24 protein-coding genes and 2 pseudogenes are annotated in these 25,166 nt (G+C 55.2%); 25 read left to right on the top strand and 1 reads right to left on the bottom strand.

From position 1 onward, the window contains the following. The first annotated feature begins 27 nt into the window (after positions 1-27). The 13 genes from FYJ39_RS06445 to FYJ39_RS06385 all read left to right on the top strand — a co-directional run bounded on the left by FYJ39_RS06445 (position 28) and on the right by FYJ39_RS06385 (position 13,174). Positions 28-1,884, top strand: coding sequence for a DUF5067 domain-containing protein (locus FYJ39_RS06445; RefSeq protein ID WP_074661630.1), 1,857 nt, complete (start codon positions 28-30; stop codon positions 1,882-1,884). Positions 1,885-2,027: 143 nt separating this feature from the next. Further along, on the top strand, positions 2,028-2,627 hold the full coding sequence (locus FYJ39_RS06440; protein WP_074661632.1) for a hypothetical protein: 600 nt from the start codon (positions 2,028-2,030) through the stop codon (positions 2,625-2,627). After that, positions 2,624-3,505 carry a hypothetical protein gene (locus FYJ39_RS06435; RefSeq protein WP_074661635.1) on the top strand — a complete coding sequence of 294 codons (882 nt, stop codon included), beginning with the start codon at positions 2,624-2,626 and terminating at the stop codon, positions 3,503-3,505. The genes FYJ39_RS06440 and FYJ39_RS06435 overlap by 4 nt, the downstream gene beginning before the upstream one ends. An 83-nt stretch (positions 3,506-3,588) precedes the next feature. Next, positions 3,589-4,554 (top strand): DHH family phosphoesterase, encoded by a 966-nt coding sequence (locus tag FYJ39_RS06430; protein ID WP_074661639.1) that lies wholly within the window; start codon positions 3,589-3,591, stop codon positions 4,552-4,554. A 24-nt stretch (positions 4,555-4,578) separates the two neighbouring features. Then, positions 4,579-5,109, top strand: a complete 531-nt coding sequence (locus FYJ39_RS06425) for a hypothetical protein (protein ID WP_074661642.1) — start codon at positions 4,579-4,581, stop codon at positions 5,107-5,109. 32 nt (positions 5,110-5,141) lie between these two features. Next, on the top strand, positions 5,142-6,254 hold the full coding sequence (locus tag FYJ39_RS06420) for a Trm112 family protein (RefSeq protein WP_074661645.1): 1,113 nt from the start codon (positions 5,142-5,144) through the stop codon (positions 6,252-6,254). A 16-nt stretch (positions 6,255-6,270) separates the two neighbouring features. Continuing rightward, positions 6,271-7,608 (top strand): TPM domain-containing protein, encoded by a 1,338-nt coding sequence (locus tag FYJ39_RS06415; RefSeq protein ID WP_074661648.1) that lies wholly within the window; start codon positions 6,271-6,273, stop codon positions 7,606-7,608. 14 nt (positions 7,609-7,622) lie between these two features. Next, positions 7,623-8,789: a hypothetical protein gene (locus FYJ39_RS06410; protein ID WP_074661651.1), complete on the top strand. Its 1,167-nt coding sequence runs from the start codon at positions 7,623-7,625 to the stop codon at positions 8,787-8,789. 23 nt (positions 8,790-8,812) lie between these two features. Then, positions 8,813-10,411, top strand: a complete 1,599-nt coding sequence (locus tag FYJ39_RS06405; protein WP_074661653.1) for a hypothetical protein — start codon at positions 8,813-8,815, stop codon at positions 10,409-10,411. A gap of 81 nt (positions 10,412-10,492) precedes the next feature. Continuing rightward, the gene (locus tag FYJ39_RS06400) at positions 10,493-11,482 is read left to right on the top strand and encodes a hypothetical protein (protein WP_154465350.1); all 990 of its coding nucleotides are present in this window, start codon (positions 10,493-10,495) and stop codon (positions 11,480-11,482) included. An 18-nt stretch (positions 11,483-11,500) separates the two neighbouring features. Continuing rightward, complete coding sequence (locus tag FYJ39_RS06395) at positions 11,501-11,989, top strand: DUF6935 domain-containing protein (protein ID WP_074661658.1); 489 nt, start codon at positions 11,501-11,503, stop codon at positions 11,987-11,989. A gap of 4 nt (positions 11,990-11,993) precedes the next feature. Beyond that, positions 11,994-12,917, top strand: coding sequence for a hypothetical protein (locus FYJ39_RS06390; protein ID WP_074661661.1), 924 nt, complete (start codon positions 11,994-11,996; stop codon positions 12,915-12,917). 80 nt (positions 12,918-12,997) lie between these two features. Then, positions 12,998-13,174 (top strand): cysteine-rich KTR domain-containing protein, encoded by a 177-nt coding sequence (locus FYJ39_RS06385; RefSeq protein WP_154465351.1) that lies wholly within the window; start codon positions 12,998-13,000, stop codon positions 13,172-13,174. 64 nt (positions 13,175-13,238) lie between these two features. On the opposite strand, the gene FYJ39_RS06380 is transcribed toward FYJ39_RS06385, so the two are convergent. After that, positions 13,239-13,598, bottom strand: a complete 360-nt coding sequence (locus FYJ39_RS06380) for a helix-turn-helix domain-containing protein (RefSeq protein ID WP_074661669.1) — start codon at positions 13,596-13,598, stop codon at positions 13,239-13,241. A gap of 498 nt (positions 13,599-14,096) precedes the next feature. Here FYJ39_RS06380 and FYJ39_RS06375 point away from each other — a divergent pair, with 498 nt between their 5' ends. The 12 genes and pseudogenes from FYJ39_RS06375 to FYJ39_RS06320 form a co-directional block, all read left to right on the top strand. After that, on the top strand, positions 14,097-14,381 hold the full coding sequence (locus FYJ39_RS06375) for a helix-turn-helix domain-containing protein (RefSeq protein WP_074661671.1): 285 nt from the start codon (positions 14,097-14,099) through the stop codon (positions 14,379-14,381). Positions 14,382-14,877: 496 nt separating this feature from the next. Then, on the top strand, positions 14,878-15,270 hold the full coding sequence (locus FYJ39_RS06370; RefSeq protein WP_074661674.1) for a type II toxin-antitoxin system PemK/MazF family toxin: 393 nt from the start codon (positions 14,878-14,880) through the stop codon (positions 15,268-15,270). Beyond that, positions 15,270-16,193, top strand: coding sequence for a ParB N-terminal domain-containing protein (locus FYJ39_RS06365; RefSeq protein ID WP_074661677.1), 924 nt, complete (start codon positions 15,270-15,272; stop codon positions 16,191-16,193). Before FYJ39_RS06370 ends, FYJ39_RS06365 begins: the two co-directional genes overlap by 1 nt. Continuing rightward, entirely contained in the window at positions 16,190-16,969 is a 780-nt protein-coding gene (locus tag FYJ39_RS06360; protein WP_074661679.1) for a DUF6551 family protein, read from the top strand. Before FYJ39_RS06365 ends, FYJ39_RS06360 begins: the two co-directional genes overlap by 4 nt. A gap of 67 nt (positions 16,970-17,036) precedes the next feature. Beyond that, positions 17,037-17,942 carry a radical SAM protein gene (locus tag FYJ39_RS06355; protein WP_074661682.1) on the top strand — a complete coding sequence of 302 codons (906 nt, stop codon included), beginning with the start codon at positions 17,037-17,039 and terminating at the stop codon, positions 17,940-17,942. A gap of 106 nt (positions 17,943-18,048) precedes the next feature. Further along, positions 18,049-18,288 (top strand): DUF6870 family protein, encoded by a 240-nt coding sequence (locus tag FYJ39_RS06350; RefSeq protein WP_074661684.1) that lies wholly within the window; start codon positions 18,049-18,051, stop codon positions 18,286-18,288. 145 nt (positions 18,289-18,433) lie between these two features. After that, a complete protein-coding gene (locus FYJ39_RS06345; RefSeq protein WP_074661760.1) occupies positions 18,434-20,068 on the top strand; it encodes a recombinase family protein in 1,635 nt (544 codons plus the stop codon). 14 nt (positions 20,069-20,082) lie between these two features. After that, a complete protein-coding gene (locus tag FYJ39_RS06340; RefSeq protein WP_074661687.1) occupies positions 20,083-21,795 on the top strand; it encodes a recombinase family protein in 1,713 nt (570 codons plus the stop codon). Continuing rightward, positions 21,788-23,404, top strand: coding sequence for a recombinase family protein (locus FYJ39_RS06335; RefSeq protein ID WP_074661689.1), 1,617 nt, complete (start codon positions 21,788-21,790; stop codon positions 23,402-23,404). The genes FYJ39_RS06340 and FYJ39_RS06335 overlap by 8 nt, the downstream gene beginning before the upstream one ends. Next, a complete protein-coding gene (locus FYJ39_RS06330; protein ID WP_074661692.1) occupies positions 23,397-23,819 on the top strand; it encodes a recombinase family protein in 423 nt (140 codons plus the stop codon). The genes FYJ39_RS06335 and FYJ39_RS06330 overlap by 8 nt, the downstream gene beginning before the upstream one ends. A gap of 101 nt (positions 23,820-23,920) precedes the next feature. Further along, positions 23,921-24,508, top strand: a pseudogene (locus tag FYJ39_RS06325) (recombinase family protein); the annotation flags it as partial. A 2-nt stretch (positions 24,509-24,510) separates the two neighbouring features. Then, positions 24,511-24,984, top strand: a pseudogene (locus FYJ39_RS06320) (relaxase/mobilization nuclease domain-containing protein); the annotation flags it as partial. Positions 24,985-25,166: the final 182 nt, after the last annotated feature.

The raw sequence follows: 25,166 nt of genomic DNA, 5'->3' as shown, positions 1-25,166 counted from the left end.
TGTGTTCCGTAAATTTTGGAGGGAACTATGAAAAAAACAAAGACCAAACTTTTGTGCCTGCTGCTTGCGGCGCTGATGCTGCTCAGTCTCACCGCCTGTGGTAAAAATAAGGAATCGACAGATAAGGCATTGGCAGACTCCAATTTGCTCAAGCTCGGCGATTATGAGCTGCTCTATAAGGGCGCGTGCATCATGGAGGATTCGGATGGAAACGACGCGGTCGTTCTGACGCTGGATTTTACGAACAACGGCGAGGACAGTCATTCTTATCTCTGGTCGATCTCCGAAACAGCCATGCAGAACGGTGTGGAGCTGGCGGTTGCCATCGTCTATTCCAATCCGGACTCCTATGATGCTACGGTGATCGAAGATCAATTTACGGATGTCGCGCCGGGTGTGACCCTTGAGATCCGCACAGCCTTTGTGCTGGCGAATACGACCAGCAAGGTCGAAGTGACATTTGAGGAGGCGTTCGGCGACAAAAACGGTAAAATCACCATCGATCCGTCCACACTCAGCCGGGAATCAGCTGGGAGCGGTACGGCACAGTCTGCCGGGACCGGAGACGCGCTGCTCGACTGGTGGAATGGCGACTGGTACGGCTGGTGGATTATGACGGGCTGTTCGGGCTACTACGAGGATAAGGGTATGGAGGGCGCTTGGTGGGATATCTGTGGCGCCGTTGACATCGGTGCAGACGGCATGGGCACCGTCATCCTCTGGGATGGGGACTACACAAAATCGGAGCCTATGGTTTCCGCATCGGTCAGCCTCAGTGGCAATGGGACCAGTATATATGGCACTATGATGTCCGAGGGCGGCTCCTTCACGGATATTGCGCTTGAGCACGCGGACTGGATTGTTGATCCGGGGCTGGCGGACTACGGAGACATGATCCACATTGACGGTGATTATGAAAACAGCGGGGATGAATTCCACTATGATATCTATCTGCGCCCATGGGGAACCTATTGGGTCGATGTGGACGAGGAGGATTTGCCTGATCTTTATGATACCTGGTATCTGCCTCTGATTGAGGCGGGCAAGCCAATGCCGGACAGCCTTGATTCAGACGCTCCGGAATCGAATTTGGGTGGAAACACAGCCGGAGGGGACGGCATCGTGACAGAAGAACAGGTGCAAAAGGGCTATGTCTGGATGAACGATGTCAATAAAAATATTTTCGACACCACCTACGAGGAGGTTGTCGCTTACTTCGGCGTGGAAGGTGAGTTTGTCAAGGAAGAGTACAGCGACCACATGAAGGCAAACTACCGCTACTATAAGTGGATCTCTGCGGACAATGACTCGCATTTCATCTACGTCAATTTCAAGGAAGAGGAGACGGGCGTTTATGAGGTAAGCGGTTTCAACACCAGCGGCTTCTCCGGCAAGGAAGCCATCGCGAAGTATCTCGACATCGTGAAGGCAGAGGCCGCCGAAGAGAACAAGGCCGCCTCTGCGAACGCTGCGATGAAGGACTTCTCCGCGAAGGTTGCCATGTTTGCCCACGATGAGATCAACATAACAATCAAGACGACCGTTCCGGATAGCGGGTGGTCGTATGACGAGGGGAAGTGCTGTCTGGTGGAAAACGACGATCCCACCGCGTTCGGCGCAGGCAGCATCCGGTTTGAGGTCAGGAAAAAGCTGGAGGACTTCGACTTCTACAAGGAGAAGTTCGAAAACTATCAGGATATAGAAGACCGCGTGATCGGCGGCATCACCTTCCACGGCCGCACCTATAAGTACATCGGCTACGAATGGATTGAGTATATCGCGCAGATTGACGACACCCGCGCCCTTTCCATCGGCCTGCGGAATATGGACTGCGTCCAGGGAACGATGCCCGACATCATTCTCACCAACATGAAGTTCCAGTAGCGCGGGTCTTCGGCGGACGGCGGTATGTGTCCTGCGTCACTCCAAAAAGCGGCAGGAAAAAGCGGGTAACAATCGTATGGGATCGGCTCCCGTCCCAATTGGGGCGGGAGCCGTATGGCTATTTTAGATGAGGAGGTACTACCGTGAAATTAACCCCGGGTTTTGCCGCGATAAGTATTCTGATGGGTATGCTGGGGCTTGCTGCCTGCGGACAGAACAGCAATCAGGTCGTGTATCAATATCCGGAAACCGCAGTCCTGTTTGATAATTTTCATATCCTGAAAACTGTATACACCTCGGGCGAAATGAAACTCTATTACCGCGGCATGAATCTGGACGGGTGTCAGATCGAGTGCTACGATGCGGATTTCACGAAGCTGAGTGGCGAATTTGAGCATATGTTCGAAGACGGCGTTCTGACCATAAAGGCGGATTTTGCGGAGAAGGTCAGCGGCCTGACGATCGGTGACAGAAGAGGCGACGATACGATTTACTGTCTGCGCTATCTGGATTCCTCCCAGTTTGCGTGGCTGGCGGATACATTTTGGTATGACTATGGCTGGATGGAACTGGGCGATGTAGAGCGGTATTATAGCGAGGAGGAATTGGAGGTGGGACAGCAGCCTGTTCCCGCTCCGAAATCCGCTCGTGAAAGCTGGACCTGCTCCTGCGGAGCGGAGAACAGGGGAAAGTTCTGCACCGAGTGCGGCAGACCGTTTCAATCTCTCAGGGGTGAACTATGAAAAAGAAAAATGTATGTAAAGTGATGATTATCGTGTCAGCCCTCTCGATGTTCTCCGGACTTTTCGGATGTAGCGGAAGCAAAAAATATACTGCCGATGAGGTTGTTTCGTTCTATACCTCTTATTCTGGCATGGAAAGATACCCAGTGTATTCTTTTGCACTGCGAAAGGAAGACGAGAACTGGCTCTTTTCTGCAAGCTGCTATGTGGGAAGCCGGAAGGAGCATTACGCATCGTTCAGTTCCGTCCAGATCCCGCCTGAAGATGCAGAAGGATTCCTTGAGATCATTCTTGAGGAAGGCGAGATAAAACGGCTCAGAAAATACCGTGAGCCGATACACTTTTTTCACATATCCGATGCGCCGATGCGCATCTCTGGAATGACATTCACTGATGGAAGCAGTATAGACAAAGAAACCGCGTTCGGTGATAAGACGCTCGATTATCTCTATGCGCTTGCCGACAGGCACTATGAGGCAGCTGAGAAAATTGAGATCAGGGCTGTTTCCGTCCACAGCAGCTGTATGGATCATTCCTCTTCCTATTCGTTTACCATCGAAAAAGAAGGAGATGATTGGTTCTTTTCATTTGATGCTGCACTCAACCGCAGTGGCGCTCACACGGAAGTGGAAAACCAGCGGATTGGAGAGAGCGATGCGGAGGAGATACTCCGCATCGTAAAGGAGCAGCAGCTCGTTACAAGAGTGAAAGAGTATGAAGAGCCGCCGGACAATGACATATTCGCCCTTGATGAAACCACATACCAGACGTCATTTGAGTTCGCGGACGGCAACTCTATATATGCCCCGATCAATGCGGGTAATGAACTGATTGATGCGTTCTATCGTCTTGCGGGAGTGAGAATCTATCAAAGATAAGCTGACACTGCCGCACGAAAGGAAAAACGGTCAGGGCTGACAGGCCGGCGGCAACCGTTGAATAGATAGGAGTGAATACGAAAATGAACGACTTTAACCAGCTTGCGGCGTTATGCCACGGCAAGCATATCTACATACAGACCCATAATTTCCCAGACCCGGACGCCATTGCCTCCGCCTTCGGCTTACAGCGCCTTCTGGCCCAGCATGAAATCCCCTCTACCCTCTGCTACGATGGAAGGATCGACAAGTTGAGCGCGTCCAAGATGCTGGAGGCGTTCCAGATCCAGATGTTCCCCTATGAGCAGCTGCGTCCGGACATGGCCGAGGAAGACTATGTGATCTGTGTGGACGCGCAGAAGCACAGTGGGAATATCACGGATTTTGTTGGGGATGAGGTGGCCTGCATCGACCACCACCCCATTTTTGTGCCAATTGAATACCGCTACCAGGACATCCGCCCCACTGGGGCCTGCGCCACGATCATCGCCCAGTATTATAAACAGCTTCCGTGCCTGCCGGACAGGCACACGGCGACTGCCCTGCTCTATGGCCTGAAAATGGACACGCTGCAGTTTACGCGGGGCGTGACGGAACTGGATATTGAAATGTTCGCATTCCTGTTCCCTCTGTGTGACCAGGAAATGCTGGCGCGGCTGGAGCGCAACAATATGGAGTTCAACGATCTGAAAGCATATGGCGCGGCCATCGAGAGCATTGAGGTCTACGACAAGGTAGGCATATCCAATGTCCCCTTTCCCTGCCCGGACGCTTTGATTGCGATCCTCTCCGATTTCATCCTGGCGCTGCAGGAGGTGGAGGTCGCCGTGGTATTCTCCAAACGGGAGGATGGGATCAAGTTTTCTGTCCGCTCGGAGGATCCGGCTGTCCATGCGGGGCATTTAGTCCGTGATGCGCTCCACGGTTATGGAGATGGCGGCGGCCATGCGGAGATGGCTGGCGGGATGATCCGGAAAGAAAAGGAGTGTCTGCTGGGGCGGTATCCAAAAGACACCATCCGGGACTCGTTTTTACGGGTCCTGTCGTGAACAGTTTGATTGAGGAGGTTTGATATGGAGCTTTACCTGACTGAAAAAGTTCGGCTGGGCTACAGGACGGGGGAACTTATCCGTATGGCGGCATTCGCACTTTTGGGCGTGATTATTGCGGCATCGGTTTTCGAGGTGGATCTGGAGTTTGACCTGGGCAGTGTGCTTGCGGAGCTGTTCATGCTTTCAATGGGTGTCCTATGTATCTGGAAGGGTACGCTTGGCCCGGTCCGCCGCCAGAGCGCCAGCCGGCTTGCCCATCGGCTTGCGGAATGCTTCTTCGCCAGCCCTGAGCCAGAGATTTCCTTTGACCAGCTTTCCAGAGCCATTGGCGGAAAGAACGTGGAACGTAAGGTACGCCATATGATCCAAAAAGGATACTTAGAAAACATCAGTCTTGATACGCCTAACAAGCGTATCATGCTGACAGCCTTTAACAAAGTTGCCCAGAAAGAGCAGTACGAAACGGTTACCTGCCCCCATTGCGGCGGAGAGAACGTCATACGGCCCGGATGGGCTTCGTCCTGCCAATACTGCGGATCCAAGCTGATCTGAAGAAGATAAACCAGTAGGAGGAGAGATAAAAGATGCCTTCACAAGTAACAAATTACCAGTGTCCGGCCTGCACAGGCCCGCTGCACTTTGCCGGGGACTCCGGGAAACTGGAGTGCGATTACTGCGGGAGCGCCTACGAGATCTCCGAGATAGAGGCGCTGTACCAGCAGAAAGAAGAACAGGCCGTGAAAGCCCACGAGGACGCTCAGACCAAAGGCGCGGAAGATGACGGCTGGGACACCTCCGGCCTGAGCGGTGACTGGGGCGCGGATGCCGCAGGGATGAAAGCCTATAACTGCCCTTCCTGCGGAGCGGAGCTGATCTGTGATGAAAGTACCGCCGCCACATCCTGTCCTTATTGCGGGAACCCCACCGTAGTGCCAGGGCAGTTCGGCGGTACACTGCGGCCCGATTTTGTGCTTCCATTCAAGCTGAGCAAGGAGGATGCGGTCGCGGCCCTTAAAAAGCACTATAAGGGCAAGGTTTTTCTGCCAAAATCCTTTACCGCCGGGAACCACATCCAGGAGATCAAGGGGGTTTACGTCCCTTTCTGGATGTTTGACGGCGAGGCGGAGGGCGATGCCCGGTATGCAGCCACACGTTCCCGTACCTACCGCTCCGGCGATTATGAGGTCACCGAGACAGAACATTATGACGTTTTCCGTTCCGGTTCCGTCGCGTTTGAAAAGGTTCCGGTGGATGCGTCCAGCAAGATGCCGGACGACTACATGGATTCCATTGAACCCTATGACTATACAGAACTGAAACCCTTTTCCACGGCATATCTGCCCGGTTTTCTCGCTGACAAGTTTGATGTGACGGTAGAACAGAGCCGGGAGCGGGCTGACAAACGCTGCGAGAACACGCTGGCCGCCGCACTGCGGGATACCGTGAAGGGCTACAATACCTGCACGTCCAAGGGGGGCAGTACTTCCCTCAAGCGCGGCAAAGTCCACTATGCGCTCATGCCGGTCTGGATGCTTAATACCAAGTGGAACGGAAAAGATTTTCTGTTTGCCATGAACGGCCAGACTGGCAGGCTGGTGGGTGAGCTGCCCGTGAGCCGCGGCAGATTCTGGGCGCTGTTCGCCGCCATCGCTGTGCCGCTGTCGGTGCTGAGCTCAGTCTTGTTCACGCTTTTGTAGATAAGGGGGATCGGATATGAAGAAATTTGCGAGTTTTGTGCTGTCGGTGCTACTGGCACTGACCTTCTGTATCCCGGCTGCGGCAGCGGAAGATTACGGCGTGATCTACGATGAGACAGGGCAGTTAGGGTCGGAACCGCTGCGGTATGCAGGAGAGGTCACGCTTCCCGCGCTCACAGAGCGGTATGGTGTTGACCTGCGGGTAGATATTCTGACGGAAAGTGATTATGATACCGTGCTTGACGCAGCGGAAGGTATTTACGAAGAGTATGAATATGGCTATGGAAAATACCACTCCGGTATTACGCTGACCCTGCTGCTTACGCCCTGCGAAGACGCCTATACAATGGCCGCGGATGACTGGTGTGTCTATCTGGGCGGTACGGATGAAAATCTGCTTTATGGGGATTGGCTTTACGATCTTACCAAGGCAGTGGAGCCTTATTTGTCAGTGGAATCCGGCATGGAGTCTGGGGCATGGTCCGGCAATATGGATATGAGCGCCGTGGCGCTTTCCCAGGCGGTGGGCGCTATGGCGGAATTCGTGGCGGACTTTTTCGCACCGGGAGACAGCGGCTATGAAATGACTGGAGGGCCGTCCGGTCAGGATGCGGAGGAACCGGACAGCACCTCGATGTACTATATTTTTGACATCAGCGACCTGCTCCCTTTTGACCAGTGGGAGGAACTGGAGCAGTGGGCCGGGGACATTTCCCGGCGGCACGGCTGTGGCGTCTATGTGGTTCTTGTGGACGACTATGAGGATTTTGGCTCCGGGGATGTCTATGATGTGACCACACAGATCTATCACTCCGAACAAAACGGCTTCGGAATGGGCGATGGGCGGGATGGCATCATGATCCTTCTGAGCATGGCGGAACGTGATTACGCCATGTTTGTCTACGGTAAAAGTGCCGGATACGCCTTTAACGAATACGGACAGGAACAGCTGGAAGAGAGCTTTTTAGGCGACTTTGGCAATGATGACTGGTATGGCGGCATTTCCCATTACCTGGACTCCTGCGATGAGTATCTTGCCAAAGCGGATGCGGGGCATCCGGTGCGGGCCAACCCCTTGTGGGGAATTGGATTGATGACGTTTTTGTCCTGTCTGGCGGCGCTGGCGGTCTGCATGGTGCTGAAACGGAAGATGAACAATGTCCGGCAGAACGCGCAGGCCAACGAATACATTGTTCCTGGCGGGCTGCGCCTAGCAGACAGTTATGACCGCTACACGCACACCACCAAAACCCGTACCAAGATCGAACAGAAGAGTTCGAGCAGCAGTAGCAGCAGTAGCAGCAGTAGCAGCTGCAGCGGTGGCGGCGGTTCGGGCCGTAGCGGGAAATTCTAAGGAGGAACAAATTCATGAGGAGAATGATAATGCGGACCGCGTCCGCCCTTCTGGCGTTTCTGCTCCTGTTTGGCCTCGCCGCCTGCGGCAGTAAGTCGCAGGACGGCACCGGCAGCGGCGATGCAGCGTCCATACCAGCCGATGGAAGTACCGGCAAAGGAGTGCTGGCTGACGGCAGACAGCCGGATAAGGATATGTCTGCTGCACCAGACGAGGGAACGGAGCAAGAGGCACTGGCCTGGCTGCGGGAATTTATGGCGGAATACGCACCGCAGGCAGCCATAGCCGCAGCATACCTTGGCTGTAGGGGGGCGGATGACACCACTTCTCTGACAGAATGGCTGTGGGACAACTCGCCCGGATTGATGGATGAGATGCCTTTTATCCGGACGATCCCGCCCGTGCGTATTCTGGGTCCCGGCTATGGGGACCTTTACTGCATCGTGCCAAGAGATGACAGGACCACCCTTTCAGTGAATCATGTCACATGGAAATCCACAGGCAACGGAGTCTGGCCCGAGCCGGATGAAGTCCTCTACCGGGAAGAGTATGCCCAGCCGGTGCTGGTATTTGTAGGTTATGAGGAATTTCGCGATGAGCCGGATATAGAGATCATTGCCAGTGACAGCGGTGGCGCAGGAGGTCTGGTAACATGGTATCCGGTATGGGACGTAGAGGTTGGGGGTGATATGATCGTTCCCACAGGCGAGGACTATGCCCCCCTGGTCATGGACTTCACCCTCTTTGGCGATATCACGGGTCTGGATTATTGGGGCGATCCGGACAGCTGGGAACCGACAGGGGATGACTGGTGGGTGCCGCCCACGGAGGAAGGACTGGCGGATACCTGCTGGGTGTGCGATGGATGGTCTCTGAACCTGCTTGGTGGAGGCGGTGATCCGAACTGCGCGGGCATTGCCGAACTGTATTGCCAGTTCGAGGATGGGCAGGAATATCAACTGCTCTATTCCGGCGTCTGGCGGATGGTGGATGACTGTCTACAGCTAATTGTCTCCACGGGAGCAGGAAATCTTCCCAGCGATGCCAGCGGCGTCTTTCCTGTCCTGATTGACCCGTCCGGGGACTACCTGCATATCCAGCAGGACAGGGACAACGGAATGCGTCCGCCTTTCTTTGATAATGACATGAGTTCCATGGAGCTGATACGCTCCTATGGATAAATAAACCGGAAAGGAACAATGGCATGAAATATAGACGCATATTTGCACTTTTATTCGTTTTGATTCTGTCCCTTACCGCCTGCGGCAGGGAGCAGGTTCCGCCAGGGAACGGCCCCCTGGATCAGGACAAGAAAATACCCGGTAAAGGAGCTATCAATACCCCCACAGAGGATGGCGGAGCATCCGGTTCCGCCGCCAGTGAAGGGGCAGCCGCCTGGCTTTCTGTCGAAGGAGGGAAAGTATTGGATGACCTGCGTGAAGGGGCGCAGGCGGACGGCTGTATCTGTTCCGTAGCTTTTTTGGGCGCCGCCCTGGAGCCTGGGGAAGATATTGCGGCCTTTCTGGCATCAGAGGAGGCGGAGCAATATCTGGATGCGTATCCATTCATCAAGGAGATACCGCCTGAACGGTGGATTGCCCACCCGGAGGGTGGATATGAGGTCTACTGTATCGTTCCTACAGACCCAAAAGCTTCCACAGCGGTCAATACATGGGACATCAACGAGGACAACGATTTTCTTGGCGAAAGCGACCAGGTACTCTACCGCAGCGACTGCGGGGATCCTATCCTCCTTTTGGGCAACCTCAGCGATATTATGCCCAGCCTGGATGTGGAGATTGTGGACAGTACAGGGAGAAGCCTGAGTTACCAGCCCTCTCTGTGGCTCTACGATGGTTCGCTGTCAGGCCCGTCTGAAATTTTTGATTTTACCATGTATCATAATCCTGACCTTATTGGTATATGGTCCGCCGTGATTCCGGCGGAATTAGGAGGCGGTATCTCCCTGAACCTGAATATCGGGCGCGGGGGAAATCTTACCTACAGCTATGGCCGCGGTAACAGCGAACCGATTGCTCTGTACGAAGGCACCTGGAGCAGGCCGGATGAGGCGATGGTCCAGTTCGGGCCGGAGTGCGTGGTTTTCGAGCTGTGCCTTGTAGAGGGCATTGAGGATAACGATCTGTGGGGACAATATGGTCCGGGAGAACTCCATGATGAGATATGCGGCGTTTGGATCTGTGAGCGGGGGGACGGGCCAGGCACATCCTCACTCAGATTGACCCATGTTCAAGGGGATCCTTTTATTGATGGATGTGGAGGATGGGCCATTGTATTTGAGGGCGAAGACCAGGGCGGAAACAATGGAGGTATGGAACAGGGAGCAAACGTCAACCCTCATGTGCTTACCACAGGAGGACCCGCATTTACCCACATGACTGTCCTTCAAACGGAAAACTATCCTGATGGGGGCTATTACTATGAGGATATGACACAGGACGGTTCCATATTGATCATAAACTGCGCTTATCCAGGCGGCCGCAGGAATGGAGTGTCCATGGAAGAATACGCAGTAAAAAGTATCGAGCATCTGACGATGTATGAGGCAGAAGATCTCTCTGTCGAAAAGAACAGCGGCTACAGTGAGGCATTGGGACACCCCGTCTATATTTTGACGTATACGACAAGTGAAAATGATCACACATTTCACTGGAAAATCTTTATGACGGAGGCGGATGGCTATACCTATCTCTATGCCTTTGACGTGTGGCACGAGGTCTACGCAGATATGGAGGATGTCATAGATGATGTTTTCGGACAGCTGTTCTTCCTTGAGATGTAACCGCCCGATGTTATACGCACGAACGAAAACATTTGCAACTTAAATGTATAACGAGTGGATGAAAAGACGTGGAGGATAGATATGAGAAGCAGTAGATTTGCGGCAGCGTTGCTTTGTCTGCTGTTGCCGCTGGTACTGGCATCGTGTGGGAGAAACGGGAGAAAAATGGGTGAGAACGGCCCATCCAGTGCGCTGCCGCCTATCAATAAAGAGAGCAGCACATATTCGGATGCCTTGCCCGAAAACACTTCGGAACCGGAAGATACTGAAGATCCGTGGACGAATACCTGCTGGCAGGCTGTACGGTACATAATGGCAAAGGAAGGCCAGACGATGGAAGGGACTTTGCCGGAGGATGATTGGGTTATAGAACTGTACCTGTTGGAGGGCGGCGGTGCCCGGTATCGGGAATGGAAGCCCCGGAGCTTTGACTATATCGGTGTGTACCACCTTCTGCTCGGAATCGGCCCGGACTGCTTCTGGTATTCGGATGGCAGCGGTGGCTTTTTTCTGAGTACGGAAGCTGACGGGACAAACGAAGACACGGTTTTTGCCCAAGGCCATATGGCGGATGGCCAGTTGATGCTGGATTTCTTGGGCGACCAGTTCTGGATGGAGCGGCAGCCCATGCCGGCCAAGGGCGGGGAATACTGCATGGCGGACCTGTTCGGCCAATGGCGCATGGTTTCCGGCGAGACTGTCACAGAAGGGGATCCGGAGGTCTGGAATTTCACGGCCAGCGAAATGGAGATTGACCGCAGATTGACTTTTCACAGTTCTTGGGACGAGACTGAGCCGGACGGTGTGGACTATTATGACGAGTGGCATCCCGGTTATCTCAGGGAGGCACAGGCCATGGCGGTGGAATACCAGGAGACCCCAATTTATGAGGGATGCGGGAACGAGGCATGGCGTCTCCAGCTGTTCAGCGTTGAGACGATATACCAGAATTACGCAGAAGAAGAATTTTACGTCACAGTATTGGATGCGGATACCCTGCTGCTTCAAGTGCGTCTCAAAGATACAGACGGAGTCCACACCACCAGTACGCAGATTTTTAGCCGTTTTTGAAAGAAAGGAGACAGAAAAATGCCAGTCACATTAAACATGATCCCCGCTACTTTGCAGGAATTCCAAACGTGTCCGCAGATGGATCTTTCCAAGCCGGAAAACACCTGCGCCATGTTCCTGTGTGCATTACAGCTATACATAAAGGACAGGGATGCCGGGGTGAAGGCAATGAATATGCTGCGGGGTCCCAGACCCATGACTCCCTACGACAGCCAGTTTCTCCGGGACCGCCTGCGGGATAAGCCTTATCTGCCCCTGGCCTACTTTGAGGGAGCGGCGCCTAAAAACAACTATACCCCGGCACAGCCCTATGTACTGAATGTGCTTCCGGATCCACGTCCCCAGGACATAGAAGCCGGGTATATCCGGGTATTCCTGAAAACAGCGGGGGCGGATTCTCCCAGGCCGGTCAAGCTCCGGCAAAAGGGCAGCCTGTGGTATCTCTGGGAGTATTCCAGCATCCTCAGCGGGATACGGTCCCTCGCGGAATGCGATCCTTGGGGGTGAGAATATGAAACAATGCTGGATAGGCATCCTGCTGGCGCTTCTCCTGATTTTTAGTCTGACTGCCTGCAAAGATGCAAATAATGCCGCACAGCCGCTTCCAACAGCCGGAAGCGGCGGGAAGCTGCCGGAAATATCCAAGACGGAGACGGGTGATATGAACCGAGACAGTTCCGAAAGCAGTGCGGTTCCGGATGGTAAGCCAGATATGATTCCTCCATCTGACAAGGAAGCTGCCGCAGTTTCCGTTAGTGGTTCGGGCGCGGAGTATCCGGCCTCCGAGCAGGCATTTGAGCGTCTGCGGGAAACCGAGATTGTCCGGTATTACCTCGAACTTGGCATGGTTATGCTGGACACAGGGCTTCAGGAGACTGTCAACGGGCAGAACTGCCGGATCATCTCCCTGGGTACTGACCATGAAACTCATTTTGTGCAGGAAATTTACTACGCTGTCAGCTGCGACACAATCTATACCTATGACCAGATCAACGATGAATGGCTGGAGTTGGGTAGTGAGCCTTCCATTCCGGGCGCGGAATTTGCCATGTCCGATCTGGAGGGCAGCTGGCAGATGGTCGAGGGAGAAGTCGAGGGGTGGCGGTACAGTGCGGCGGATGAGGGCATTGTCTCGACGCTGTGCTTTACCCGCATCTACGACAGCAATATTCCAACCACGGATCTCACTGCGGATTTTGACAGAATGGATGAAAATGGAAACGAGGCGCATGAGCGGAATATGGAGGTCAAATTCTTGGATGAACTGTTGTACTACGGCTGTCCCAACGAGGCCTGGTCTGTTCAGCTACTATGTGAGGAGGAAGGGGTCTCGTATTTCGTTGCCATCACCGATCCTGATACGCTGGAATTATACTTCTCTTTTGAAAAGAACGGCAATTCAGGGGCTTCTCTTGCTTACTACAGGCGGATATGAGACCGCCCTGATGTCTAAAAAATTGGGATGGCAGCAAAAAAACATATCGAAAGCATTCCTATGAATAGGCGGTGTTGTCCATGAAAGAGCAGGAACAACAAAGCTCCCATTGGGTGCATTGTCCAATCTGCGGGGCTAAAACAAAAACCAAGGTAAATGAGGATACGATCCTTATCAGATTTCCTCTTTATTGTCCGCAGTGCAAAAAAGAATTTCGTGTTGATATTGTACAATTGAAAATGGTTATGAGCAAATGAGCCAGACGCTTTAAGCGGAGAGCCTGCTTCCTCTTTATAGGGGCGCAGTCTCTCCGTTTTTATTTTATGTAATCGCACCGACCAGAAGATCACTTTGATTCCGAATGGCCGATAAGATGGCTCTGACTGCGGGAAGAAGGATTTGAGCTTCCTGCTCACTGCACTGGGCGATCAGCAAACCCAGTTGCTCCACAGTGGGCGCATCACAGTTTTGCTCTGGGTAAAAAATCTCCCGCGGGTCAATTTCAAGGGCACGGATCAACGCATAGAGCGCCACCATTTTGGGGTTGTCTTCATGGTTTTCGATATGCATAACCGTTCGGACTTCAATATCTGCCATATCAGCTACTTTGCGTTGGGAAAGCCCCTTGCTTTTTCGGGCTTTCTTAATGGTATCGCCAAGAGGGCGGGAAAATTCATACATTGTATGTCACCTCAAAGGTATTTTACAATATACCATCTTTGAGTGAAATTCATTGTATAGCCATTAAATGATACATTACAAAGCACCATTCTTGAAGTGTGGTGGTTCATTAGAATGAACCACGCAGATATATCAGAATTTTATTGCAACAAATTTGACTTATAAATACTAACTCATTCCTGCTGTTGTTTGGCGCACCATTTGATCACGGTGGCTCATCCCTTATGACAGCTAATTGAATATCGAACAGCTTTCCAATGAGCAGGACAGTTGCAATCTGGAATGGAGACCAATTTTCCAGGACTGCGGGGTGGAGTATACTGCCATTTTTAGCTGTTCTCAGAAAACACCTCCATTCTCCGAAACGAATGGAGGTGTTTTTGTGGGCAAGCACTGCTGGTATTATGCCCGCTTTCCATAATCTCCAAATCTTGGAAATCAGACAATTTGAAACGGCTATCCGTTCTGAAACTCACAAATGAAATGGAGATTTATGCTATGCATTACAACGCGCTTAATACCGGGAAAAGGATTCAGAAACTCCGTAAGGATAAAGGACTTACACAGGAACAGTTAGCTGAAAGGCTGAACCTCAGCACAGTCCATATGGCCAAGATTGAGACTGGACAGCGCAGTTGCTCTTTGGATGTCCTGACCGAGTTTGCGATGTTTTTTAACGCCAGCTTGGATTATCTGGTACTTGGAAAAATCACGGAAAAAGAACTGCGGGGAGAGCTTGAAGTTGCTATCCACACTCTGGAGAGCCTACGGGATAGTCTTTAACTGATACAAAGAGTATCAGCGAGTGGTACTCCTGCGCCATAAGAATACCGCCCGTTTTCCACTAAACTTAAACCATCAGCCGGGGCGACCCGCTGATGTGGACTTTGAAAACTGAATATGCAGTCATCAGGAAGTCTTGGAGACAAGACCACGTTACTGTCTGGAATAGCCTGCACAGCGGAGCGCCACGATCCCCGGTTCCGGGAGGAGCGATCCATCCGACTGAAAATGCCAAGTTGCTCTTGGTTTGGCGATGACAACGGACAGCGATCATGATACTTCCGTAACTCGCGGCCCGGCCACAAAGAAGGCGGGGAGGTTAGACGCCTATGAGAGCAGCTTCGCAAGCTGACGAGCCTGATGATTCCCGTGATTCCGGGGTGTCGGGGACAAATAGGGATCAAAAACACGCTTTATGAAATTTGAGGGGCGGTCTGGAGACGGCATTTGCCGCGCTGGGTCGCTCCTTTACATACCAGTAGAAGGAGGTATCCATATGGACCGTAATTTTCACGATTTCCACCGCGGCGAGGTCTACTACGCCGACCTGGACCCAGTAATCGGCCACGAGCAGGGCGGCATCCGCCCAGTGCTGGTCATCCAGAACGACACGGGCAATTACCACTCTCCGACCATCATTGTGATCGCCGTGACCAGAAGGACCTTTAAGAAACCCAAGCAGCCGACCCATGTGGTGCTGGATGATGCCCAGGGGCTTGCGCCGTCCCTGTTTATGTCGGAGGTCGTCCGCACCATCGACAAGCGGCGGGTGCAGAGTTATGTGGGCAGACTCACCAAAGAGCAGATGAGGCGGGTCAACGCCGCCCTCTTGGTGAGTGTCGGGCTTGATAAGGACTACGCGCCCATTACGGGAACGGAGGTGTCCTGATGGACAGGCTCATCATCGACCCGGAGTTCCGGGACAAGATACCGCCGCTGACGGAGGACGAGTTCTCCCTTTTGGAGGAGAATATCCTGTCTGACGGGGCGGTCTTTTCACCGCTCATCGTCTGGGACGGCACGATCCTGGACGGCCACAACCGCTATGAGATCATCCAGAAGCACCCGGAGCTGACCTACGCAGTCCACAGGCTGTCTTTCGCCAACCGCTATGAAGCACTTTCGTGGATATGCAAGAACCAACTCGGCAGGCGAAACCTGACGCCCCAGCAGAAGAAATACCTGATCGGGCAGAGGTATGAAGCGGAGAAGATGGCGCATGGCGGTGAACGGGTAGCAACGGTTCAAAATGAACCGTTGCCCTCCTCCCACAAAACCCGCGCTCAGATAGCGAATGATACCAGCACCAGCGAGAGTTATGTCATGCGGGCTGGCTGGTATGCCCAGGGTGTGGATGCCGCCGAAGAAGCCCTTCCCGGCATCAAACAGGAGATACTCACAGGCGCGATTAAGCCCACAGAGACAGCGGTAGCCGCTGTTGCCAGGGCTGGTCCGGAGGAGCGCCCCAAACTTGCCGCCGCACTGAAAAAGCCTAGGGAAAGCGGAAAGTCCGCATCCGAGAAGCCCCAGCCCATTTATCACAAATCCGCACCGGCAAGCCCCAGGCAATCCACGCTGAAGCAGATACGGGAAATATCGGCAGAAATGGAACACCCCAAGGAGCTGGTCGCAGAGGATTCCATACTCCGCTCTATCGAAGCGGAGATTGTCTCGTTCACCGAGCTATGTGACCACTTCTTCCAAGAGTACCCAAGGCTCTTATCGGATGGCCGCTATAAGCAGGAGGTCATCCGTATCATGCAGACAATGAAACAGTATATCTCAAAGATCGAGGGAGGATACACAGAATGAACACGAAAAATCTCTTTTGCCGGGAAATCGTGCTGGACAGCCGGGAGCTGGTGATCCCCCGCACTACTTACCAGCGCACCTTGAACGAGGACCGGGTCCGCAGGATCGCCGCCGAGTTCGATGAGCGCATCGCCAACGAGCCGAAGGTCAGCAGCCGGGGCGGGCGCTACTATGTCTTTGACGGCCAGCATACCATCGCCGCCCGGAAGTTCCTGAACGGCGGGAAGGACCTGCCCATCCGCTGCAAGGTGTTCTACGGCCTGACCGAGAGCGATGAGGCGCTGCTGTTCGCCCAGCAGACGGGAGCCTCCGCCAGCCTGACCGCCGGGGCGAGGTTCCGGGCGCTCATTTTCGGCGGGGATGAGGACGCTATGGCGTTCCTGAAAGCAACGGAGGCCGTGGGCCTCTGCGTGGACTATAAACAGACCAGGGGCGCGAAGCGGCTGGCCTGCATCAGTACCGCTTTCGGCCTGTTCCAGAAGGTCGGGGATGGGGTGTACCGGGAGGCGATGCAGGCCATCGTGGACGCCTGGAAGGGCGACCCGGACTCTCTCCGGGCGGAGACGGTGCAGGGCGTGGTGGAGTTCGTGGACCTCTACCGTGGGGAGTACAGCCGCAAACGGCTGGTGACGCGACTGCGCCAGATGGACCCGGTGGTGATCTTCCGGGAGGGCCGGGCCATGACGAGCCTGCCGGGGTACAAGCGGTATCTCTACCAGGTGTACCGCATCTACAACGGCTCCAGCGCAAAGACCGCCCTGCCCATGAAGTTCTGAGACAGTTGACGGGAGCGTCTGCCCTCCGGGGCGGGCGCTCTCTGCTATTCCACAAGGAGGTGGACTTTTGAAGATCGGGCTTATTGATGTGGACAGCCATCGGTGGCCGAACCTGTGCCTGATGAAGCTGTCCGCCTGCCACAAGGCCCAGGGGGACGATGTGGAGTGGTGGATGCCGGAGGGACGGTACGACCTCGTTTACAAGAGCCGGGTGTTCACGGACACCTACTCCAAGGACAGGATCACCGTCACCAACGCCGACAAGCTGGTCTGCGGTGGCACCGGCTACGGTCCGGGGCCGAACCTGCCGGACGCCGTGGAGCATACCCGCCCTGACTACGGCCTCTATCCGCAGTTCCCGGATACGGCCTACGGTTTTTTGACAAGGGGCTGCCCGAACCGCTGCGGCTTCTGCGTGGTGTCCGGGAAGGAGGGCGCAGAGAGCGTCCATGTGGCCGACCTCTCCGAGTTCTGGGACGGGCAGAAGGAGATCAAACTGATGGACGCCAACCTGCTGGCCTGCCCCGACCATGAGCGGCTGATCGGGCAGCTTGCCGAAAGCCGCGCCCTGGTGGACTTCTCCCAGGGGCTGGACATCCGCCTCATCACGCCGGACAACGCGGCGCTCCTGAACAGGGTCCGCACGAAAACCATCCATTTCGCATGGGATAACCCCAATGTTGACCTGACCGGCTGTTTCCAGCGGTTCTCCGAATTGTCCAAGATCAGGGACTTCCGCCGCAAGCGGGTCTATGTGCTGACGAACTACAACAGCACCCACGAGCAGGACCTTTACCGGGTGGACACCCTGCGCCGCATGGGGTACGACCCCTATGTGATGGTCTATGAGCGGCCAACGGCGCCGCCCGTCACAAGGCATCTCCAGCGGTGGGTGAACAACAAGCGGATATTCCGCACCGTGGAGCGTTTCGCGGACTATGAGCCGGTGAAGAAGCTGGGTGGTGACAGATAGGGCGGCCTGCTCCATATCGGGGCAGATCGTTGTCATTTTCGGGCCTGTCCCTCCCATAAGATGTTGAAAGGCTGAAAAGTTCTTTCAGGGAACTGGAGGTGTTGCCATGACAGAGGCGATGAAGAATATCGACCTCCGCAAGGTGGATAAGGCGGCGCTCCGCGACCGCAGTACGGTCCATATCGACCCGGAGGCTCCCACCGAGGAGCGCATCCGGGCGTGGATCGAGCAGCTCGGCAATCCCTATGTCTATCTGGACGGCGGGGTGGTGGTGAAGCTGAGCTTCGCGGACAGGGGCGAGACCATTGAGGAGCGTATCAACTCCCTCTACCTTGCCGGGGCCTGACATCCTTAACAAACAGGCGGCCCGGCGCTACAATATGCCTGGGTCAAAAAAGGGACAGCATCACAAGGCCAGCGGCTTTGTATTCCGTTCCCATACGGGACAGGGCCTTCGGTTTTCTGAAACACAGACGACAAGGAGGTTCAAAATGTCCAACAAAATCTATAAGACCGGCATCTATGCCCGGTTATCCAGAGAGGATGCTGACCGGCTGGAGTCCAACAGCATCCAAAGCCAGCGGGCCATCTGTCTGGCTTACATAGAGGGCCACGACGACCTTGAGCTGGTGGACACCTACATCGACGATGGTGAGACCGGCAGCAACACGGACCGTCCCGGCTTTCAGAGGATGATCCAGGATATGCGTTCCGGGCGCATCGACTGCGCCGTCAGCAAGGACCTGAGCAGGTTCTCACGGAACTATATCGATGCCGGGAACTACCTGGAGAAGATATTCCCGGCGATGGGCATCCGCTATATCGCCATCAACGACAACTACGACAGCATGGCGCCCGGGAGCAGCACCGATGTCATCACCCTTCCTTTCAAGAACCTGGTAAATGACATCTACTGCCGGGACATATCCATCAAGATACGCACCAGCCTGGAGGTCAAGCGCAAGAAGGGCGAGTATGTGGGCAGCTTCGTCCCCTTCGGGTATCGGAAAGCCCCGCAGGACAAGAACCGCCTGCTGGTGGACGATGACGCCGCAGAGGTCGTGTCCATGATCTTCGGGATGTATAAGGACGGTTTCCCCATCCTGAAAATTGCCCGGAGGCTCAACACCAGCGGCATCCCCACGCCGATGGAGTACAAACGGATGCAGGGCGTCCGCTTTGAGACAGCTTTCCGCACAAAGGAACGGCCGGAGTGGGAGTATGTGACCGTGAAGCGGATACTCTCCAACATCGTCTACACCGGGGTACTCATCCAGGGGCGGCGGGGGACGCCGAACCACAAGGTACGGGTGACGCGCCCCAAGGATGAGGCGGACTGGGTGCGGATAGAGAACGCCCATGAGCCGATCATCTCCTGCACCGACTTCGAGGCGGTGGCGGAGCTGATGCGCCGGGATATGCGCTGTGCCGGGGACAGCGACAAGCACGACCTGTTCTCCGGCTACCTGTTCTGCGGGGACTGCGAGGGGGCCATGATCCGCAAGACCCATAAGGCAAAGGGCAAGGCGTATGTCTACTACAACTGCGGCAACAACAAGCGCACCCACCAGTGCAGCCCCCACTCCTTCAGCGAGGCGAAGCTGGCGGACATCGTGTTCCACGCCATCCACGACCAGATTGAGGTAGTGCTTCACCTGGATAAGGTGCTGTGCTTCATCGACAGCCTCCCCCAGCGGGACCGCAGGGTGTTCAGCTATGAGGCGCAGATGACCCGTCTGGAGGAGGAGATACAGCGGTACAAAAAGCTGGAGCTGGGCCTCTATGAGAACTTCGTGGAGGGCATCATCAACAAGGCGGAGTACACCGACTTCCGGGAGAACTACCGGGGGCTGATCGAGGAGAAGCAGGAGGCTTTGAAGCGGCTGAAACGGGAACAGGAGGACGCCGCCGCGATGGGCAGCCAGAACCGGGCATGGGTACAGGTCTTTGCACAGTATGAGAACGTGCAGGAGCTTGACCGCCGCCTCCTGCTGGCTCTGGTGGACAGGATACTCATCTATGAGGACAAAAAGGTGGAGATTGTCTTTCGGTATCGGGATGAGTTCGCCAGGGCGATGGAGGCAGCGAAAAACTACAAGGACTGTCCGCTTCCGGCAGTGGGCTGAGAGGGAGAGAGAAAATGGCACGAAAGAGCAGAAAAGCACAGGCCCAGCCTGTGGCAGAAGTCAAAAAGGAGGCAGCGGCGCTCCCCACCGCCATCTATGCCCGCCTGTCGGTGGAGAACAGCGGCAAGGACGATGACGGGAACTCCCTGCAAAACCAGATCGCCGTCTGCGAGGACTATCTGGACGGATGCCCCCACCTCCGGCTCACGGAGGTCTACTCGGACAACGGCAGGACGGGGACCGTGTTCGACCGTCCGGCGTGGAACCGCCTGATGGACGATGTGCGGACGGGGAAGATACAGTGCATCGTGGTCCGCGATCTCAGCAGGTTCGGGCGCGACTATGTGGAGACCGGCAGTTATCTGGAGAAGATTTTCCCGGCGCTGGGGACACGGTTCATCTCCGTGAAGGAGAACTTCGACAACTTCACCTGCGGCAACGCGATGGAGTCCCTGTCGGTGAGCCTGCAAAACCTGGTGAACGCCATGTACTCGCGGGACATCTCCAAGAAGGTCTCCACGGCGCTCCGGGCGCAGATGGAGACGGGGAGGTTCCGCAACCGCAACCTCCCCTACGGCTACCTCTGGAACGGGGATAAGACCGCCTATGTGGTGGATGAAGAAGCCGCCGCTGTTGTCCGGCAGATATTTGAGTGGAAACGGCAGGAGGTATCGGTCTACACCATCGTTGAGCGGTTGAAAGCCGGGGACATCGAAAGCCCGGAGCGCCACAAGCGCAGGGCCGGCACCCGGAACGGCGACAACATCCAGGGTGAAGGCTGGTGTCCCTCCACCATCCGGGGCATCCTGCAAAACCGGGCGTATATCGGAGAGATGATCTGCGGGAAGTCCGAGACGGCGCTCTACAAGGGGCTGAAAAAGCACGTCACCGAAACGGACAAGTGGATCGTAGTCCCTGACGCACACCCGCCCATCGTATCTATTTCGGACTTTGAGGCGGTGGAGCGGCAGATGCGGGAGGACAGCGCCCACCGGGAGACCGCTATGGAGTGGTCGGCGGACATCCGGGCGGGCATGATCGACCTCTTTGCCGGGAAGATATTCTGCGCCGACTGCGGAAAGCGGATGTACTACAAGCGGCAGCGTATCCAGTGCAAGGGCGTTGTGTTCCGTGGGGTCTACGATTGCAGCACCCACTTGAGGCGGGGGCATGGGACCTGCTTCAAACACGCCATGCGGCAGGACGCACTCAATGAAAAGGTGTTCAACGCCATCCGGGACCAGCTTCAGGTGGCGCTGGACTATGAGAAGCTCCTGCTTGCCATGCGGGGCGGCTCCGGCGAGGCCAGCGTCCGGGAGAAGCACAAGGCGGCGGTGGCGAGCGTAAAGCTCCGGCTGAACGCCCTGAAAAAGAAACGGGCGGGGCTGTATGAGAGCTATGTCGAGGGCATCCTGAACGAGGAGGAATACGCCTTTGCCAAACAGACCTATGAGGAGCAGTACGAAGCCCTGAACCGGCTTTTGGACGAGGCCGTGGAGCGCCGGGAGCGGTTCCTGGCGTCCATCTCCCCAGACAACAAATGGCTCACCATGATGCGGGGCGCTGCCGGGATGACAGGATTGACGCAGGAGCTTGTGGACGCGATAATCGAGAAGGTGCTTGTCTACGGCGGGGGCCGTATCGAGGTCGTGTTCAACTACAACGATGTATTTTACGCCATGCTGGAGTGCGTGGAGCAGATAAAGGAGGCGGGCGGCGATGACTGACTACCGGGTGGGCATTTATATCCGCCTTTCCCTGGCGGACGGGGACGGGAAGGCCGAGAGCGACAGCATCGGCAACCAGCGGGAGCTGATCCATCAGTTTTTAGACCGCCATCCCCAACTGAAAAATGCGCCCCGGACGGAGTTCGTGGACGATGGGTACACCGGGACCAACACGGATCGCCCGCAGTTCCAGGCGCTGATGAAGGAGCTTCGCGCCGGGGCCATCAATGTGATGGTGACGAAGGATTTTTCCAGATGCCACCGGGACTATACCCAGATGGGCAACTATCTGGAGTGCGTCTTTCCCTTCCTCGGCGTCCGCTATCTCTCCGTCAATGACAGCTATGACAGCGATGATTACAAGGGCATGACCTCCGGCATGGATGTGGTCCTGCGGAACATCATCTATGAGGCGTACAGCAAGGACCTGTCCGTCAAGACCACCACGGCGAAGATCATCATGATGAAGCAGGGCAAATACATAGGCAGCTTCGCTCCCTATGGCTTTCAGTTCCATCCCACGGTCCGGAACAAGCTGGTGATAGACGGGGACTCGGCGGCGGTGGTGCGGCGTATCTTCGATATGACCTTGCAGGGGATGGGCAGCACCGCCATCGCCCGCAGGCTGAACAGCGAGGGCGTCCTGACCCCCGGCGCCTACTTCCGGCTGAAAAATCCGGGGAGCGGACGGTTCCGCAAAGCCTCCGAAAAGAACGGCTGGACGGCGGCCTCGGTGCTGAACATCCTCCACCAGTATGAGTACACCGGGGCGCTGGTGGGGCGCAAGCGGTACAAGGCCAGCCTCCATGAAAAGCGGACCGTCCCGCAGGATAAGTCCGACTGGATCATCTATGAGGGGGCGCATGACGCCATCATCAGCAGGGCGGACTTTGACCGGGTGCAGGAGATCATCCGGCAGAGGCCGAGGCGGGCAAAGGGGATACCACAGGAGTATCCGCTGAAAGGGCTTCTCAAATGCGGCAACTGCCATAGGACACTGAGCCGTATCCACAGTTCTGCCGGATACTACTACCGATGCACAAAGAGTAAGGCGGATGAGAACAGCGATTGCCCGAAGGGAAAGCTGTTCTCCGAGAAGGAGATCGAGGGCATCATCTTCCGGGCGGTCATGCAGATGCTGGCGATGTGTCAGGAGCGGAAAAAGCAGAAGTCCTCCCTGATGCTGACCCGCAAGGAGCGTATCGCCGCCTGTGTTGCGGAGCTTCAAAAGCTGGAACAGCAGCAGGAACGGTACAGGCAGGAGAAGTTCCGGGCCTACGAGGATTACAGCGGCGGGGCGCTGGCAAAGGACGCCTACCTGAGACAGCGGGCGGACATTGACGGCAAACTCGCCGCCGCCAAAGCCGAACAGGAGGCGCAGGAACAGCTTTTGTCTGAACTGGAGCATCTGGCCTTTCAGGATAAGGCGCAGGAGGATGATGTGTTCACTTCCTTTGCCGGGGCTACGGAACTGACGGCGGAGCTGGCGCAGACATTCATTAAGGAAGTGCTGGTATCCTCTCCCACCGAGATCGAGATCGTCTGGAAGTTCCGGGATGTGTTTGGAGGCCATTCTGATACCAAAGAGGAGGAAGGACATAATGGATAAACCGAGAAATGTTGCGGTCTATATGCGGGTCGCAAGAGCGCCCAGGGTGTGGATATACTGCCGGGTGGCAGCGCCGGACGCCTTTGCGCTGAGGACCCAGCAGGAAGAACTTATGGCCTTTGCCAAGGAAAATCACTATGAGGTCATGGGCTGCACCGCCAAACAGGAAACCGGCACAACAATGGTCCGCTCTGGGCTGGCGGAGATCACCAATGCCGCCCTCCGGGGTGAGATGGATATTCTGCTTGTCCTGAACGCCACAAGGCTGGGGCGCGACATCTGGAGAACGCTCGAATATGTTGGCTGGCTGGGAGAACATAATGTGGAGGTCGTCTGCCTGAACGGTGAGCTTTCCAACCGGGAAGTGGGGCGACTCCTGCGGACAAAGCAGGCTATGCAGGGCGGGGCAATTTGACAAGTGAGTTTCCCCTTTCGCATGAAGCGGATGCCGGAGGCGGTCTTTCAGAAGAAGGACCAACAACCACCTCCGGCATCCGTAAAAAATTTGGTGTTTAGTTGACACAAGGAGATATATCACGGTTAGGGCGTAACTACTTACAGGCGGGAATGTACACCGATATGATTTTCCCACAGAAAGGCGTCCGCTTTATCGCTATCAACGACGGAGTGAACGGCGCACAGGGCGAAAATGATTTTGCCCCTCTGCGGAATATTTTTAATGAATGGCTGGTGAGGGATACGAGCAAGAAAATCAAAGCGGTAAAATGCTCCAAGGGCATGAGCGGCAAGCCCATCACGAGCAAGCCCGTGTATGACTACCTTATGGATGAGGACGAAAATTTCATTATCGACGAGGAAGCCGCCCCCGTCGTGCGGCAGATTTACAGCCTTTGCCTTGCGGGGAACGGGCCGGCTAAAATCGCCCGTATGCTCACGGAGCAGCAAATCCCCACGCTAGGGACGCTGGAATACCGGCGGACGGGAACCACCCGCCGCTACCACCCCGGCTATGAGTGTAAGCGGGCGACTAACACGGTGGTACATCTCCTTGAAAACCGGGAATATACGGGCTGCCTTGTGAACTTCAAGACGGAGAAACCGTTCTGCAAGACCAAGCACAGCGTCGAAAATCCCATTGAGAAACTCACGAGCTTATGGATTACAGCGTTCTCTCAGAAAAAGCGGCGGCAGCTTTCACCCGGTTCAATGAACGTTCCGCAAAAATCAAAACCGCCGAAGCGCGCATGGCGGAGATCGCCGTGATGCGAACTCACATCATCAACTATGCAAAGACCCGCGATGCCTATGTTGCCTACCGAAAGGCCGGTTATTCCAAGAAGTTTCTTGCGGAGCGTGAAAGTGAGATCACACTCCATAAGGCGGCAAAAAAGTTTTTCGATGACCATTGCATCCAGAAACTCCCCACCGTCAAGAGCTTGCAGGCCGAATACGCCGCGCTGATGGCAGAGAAAAAAACAGCATACGCCGAGTGCCGAAAAGCCCGTGAGGATATGAAGGAGCTGCTGACCGCCAAGGCGAACATTGACCGCATTCTGGAACTGGATGAAGTACGGGAGGAACCGCGTGGGACAAAAGAAAAAGAGGCGGAGCAGCGTTAAGCTGACCTCCTATAAGTGATTTGAAAAATCGCGCAGCCGCAGGATTTATCCTGCGTTCCAGAACACAAAAGTTGTGTTCTGCGGGGATTGGGGCGGAGCCTCAACAAGCACGAAACTGTCGGTTTCCGCATTAGCGGAAATTGGCAGTTTTCGCAAAGTGGATACCGCTTTGCATTGCTTGC

The sequence above is a fragment of the Clostridium porci genome, from assembly GCF_009696375.1.
GTDB classification, from domain to species: Bacteria; Bacillota; Clostridia; order Lachnospirales; family Lachnospiraceae; genus Enterocloster; species Enterocloster porci.
The sequence above is the reverse complement of the archived record's forward strand: the minus strand, read 5'-3'. Positions and strand labels throughout refer to the sequence as shown.

Excerpts from the sequence above, each read along its gene's own strand:
- FYJ39_RS06400 (WP_154465350.1), top strand. The coding sequence starts at position 10,493 with ATGAGAAGCAGTAGATTTGCGGCAGCGTTGCTTTGTCTGCTGTTGCCG.
- FYJ39_RS06335 (WP_074661689.1), top strand. The coding sequence starts at position 21,788 with ATGACTGACTACCGGGTGGGCATTTATATCCGCCTTTCCCTGGCGGAC.
- FYJ39_RS06370 (WP_074661674.1), top strand. The coding sequence starts at position 14,878 with ATGGACCGTAATTTTCACGATTTCCACCGCGGCGAGGTCTACTACGCC.
- FYJ39_RS06420 (WP_074661645.1), top strand. The coding sequence starts at position 5,142 with ATGCCTTCACAAGTAACAAATTACCAGTGTCCGGCCTGCACAGGCCCG.
- FYJ39_RS06430 (WP_074661639.1), top strand. The coding sequence starts at position 3,589 with ATGAACGACTTTAACCAGCTTGCGGCGTTATGCCACGGCAAGCATATC.
- FYJ39_RS06340 (WP_074661687.1), top strand. The coding sequence starts at position 20,083 with ATGGCACGAAAGAGCAGAAAAGCACAGGCCCAGCCTGTGGCAGAAGTC.
- FYJ39_RS06365 (WP_074661677.1), top strand. The coding sequence starts at position 15,270 with ATGGACAGGCTCATCATCGACCCGGAGTTCCGGGACAAGATACCGCCG.
- FYJ39_RS06415 (WP_074661648.1), top strand. The coding sequence starts at position 6,271 with ATGAAGAAATTTGCGAGTTTTGTGCTGTCGGTGCTACTGGCACTGACC.
- FYJ39_RS06395 (WP_074661658.1), top strand. The coding sequence starts at position 11,501 with ATGCCAGTCACATTAAACATGATCCCCGCTACTTTGCAGGAATTCCAA.
- FYJ39_RS06435 (WP_074661635.1), top strand. The coding sequence starts at position 2,624 with ATGAAAAAGAAAAATGTATGTAAAGTGATGATTATCGTGTCAGCCCTC.
- FYJ39_RS06345 (WP_074661760.1), top strand. The coding sequence starts at position 18,434 with ATGTCCAACAAAATCTATAAGACCGGCATCTATGCCCGGTTATCCAGA.
- FYJ39_RS06375 (WP_074661671.1), top strand. The coding sequence starts at position 14,097 with ATGCATTACAACGCGCTTAATACCGGGAAAAGGATTCAGAAACTCCGT.
- FYJ39_RS06360 (WP_074661679.1), top strand. The coding sequence starts at position 16,190 with ATGAACACGAAAAATCTCTTTTGCCGGGAAATCGTGCTGGACAGCCGG.
- FYJ39_RS06445 (WP_074661630.1), top strand. The coding sequence starts at position 28 with ATGAAAAAAACAAAGACCAAACTTTTGTGCCTGCTGCTTGCGGCGCTG.
- FYJ39_RS06350 (WP_074661684.1), top strand. The coding sequence starts at position 18,049 with ATGACAGAGGCGATGAAGAATATCGACCTCCGCAAGGTGGATAAGGCG.
- FYJ39_RS06385 (WP_154465351.1), top strand. The coding sequence starts at position 12,998 with ATGAAAGAGCAGGAACAACAAAGCTCCCATTGGGTGCATTGTCCAATC.
- FYJ39_RS06380 (WP_074661669.1), bottom strand. The coding sequence starts at position 13,598 with ATGTATGAATTTTCCCGCCCTCTTGGCGATACCATTAAGAAAGCCCGA.
- FYJ39_RS06405 (WP_074661653.1), top strand. The coding sequence starts at position 8,813 with ATGAAATATAGACGCATATTTGCACTTTTATTCGTTTTGATTCTGTCC.
- FYJ39_RS06425 (WP_074661642.1), top strand. The coding sequence starts at position 4,579 with ATGGAGCTTTACCTGACTGAAAAAGTTCGGCTGGGCTACAGGACGGGG.
- FYJ39_RS06410 (WP_074661651.1), top strand. The coding sequence starts at position 7,623 with ATGAGGAGAATGATAATGCGGACCGCGTCCGCCCTTCTGGCGTTTCTG.
- FYJ39_RS06330 (WP_074661692.1), top strand. The coding sequence starts at position 23,397 with ATGGATAAACCGAGAAATGTTGCGGTCTATATGCGGGTCGCAAGAGCG.
- FYJ39_RS06390 (WP_074661661.1), top strand. The coding sequence starts at position 11,994 with ATGAAACAATGCTGGATAGGCATCCTGCTGGCGCTTCTCCTGATTTTT.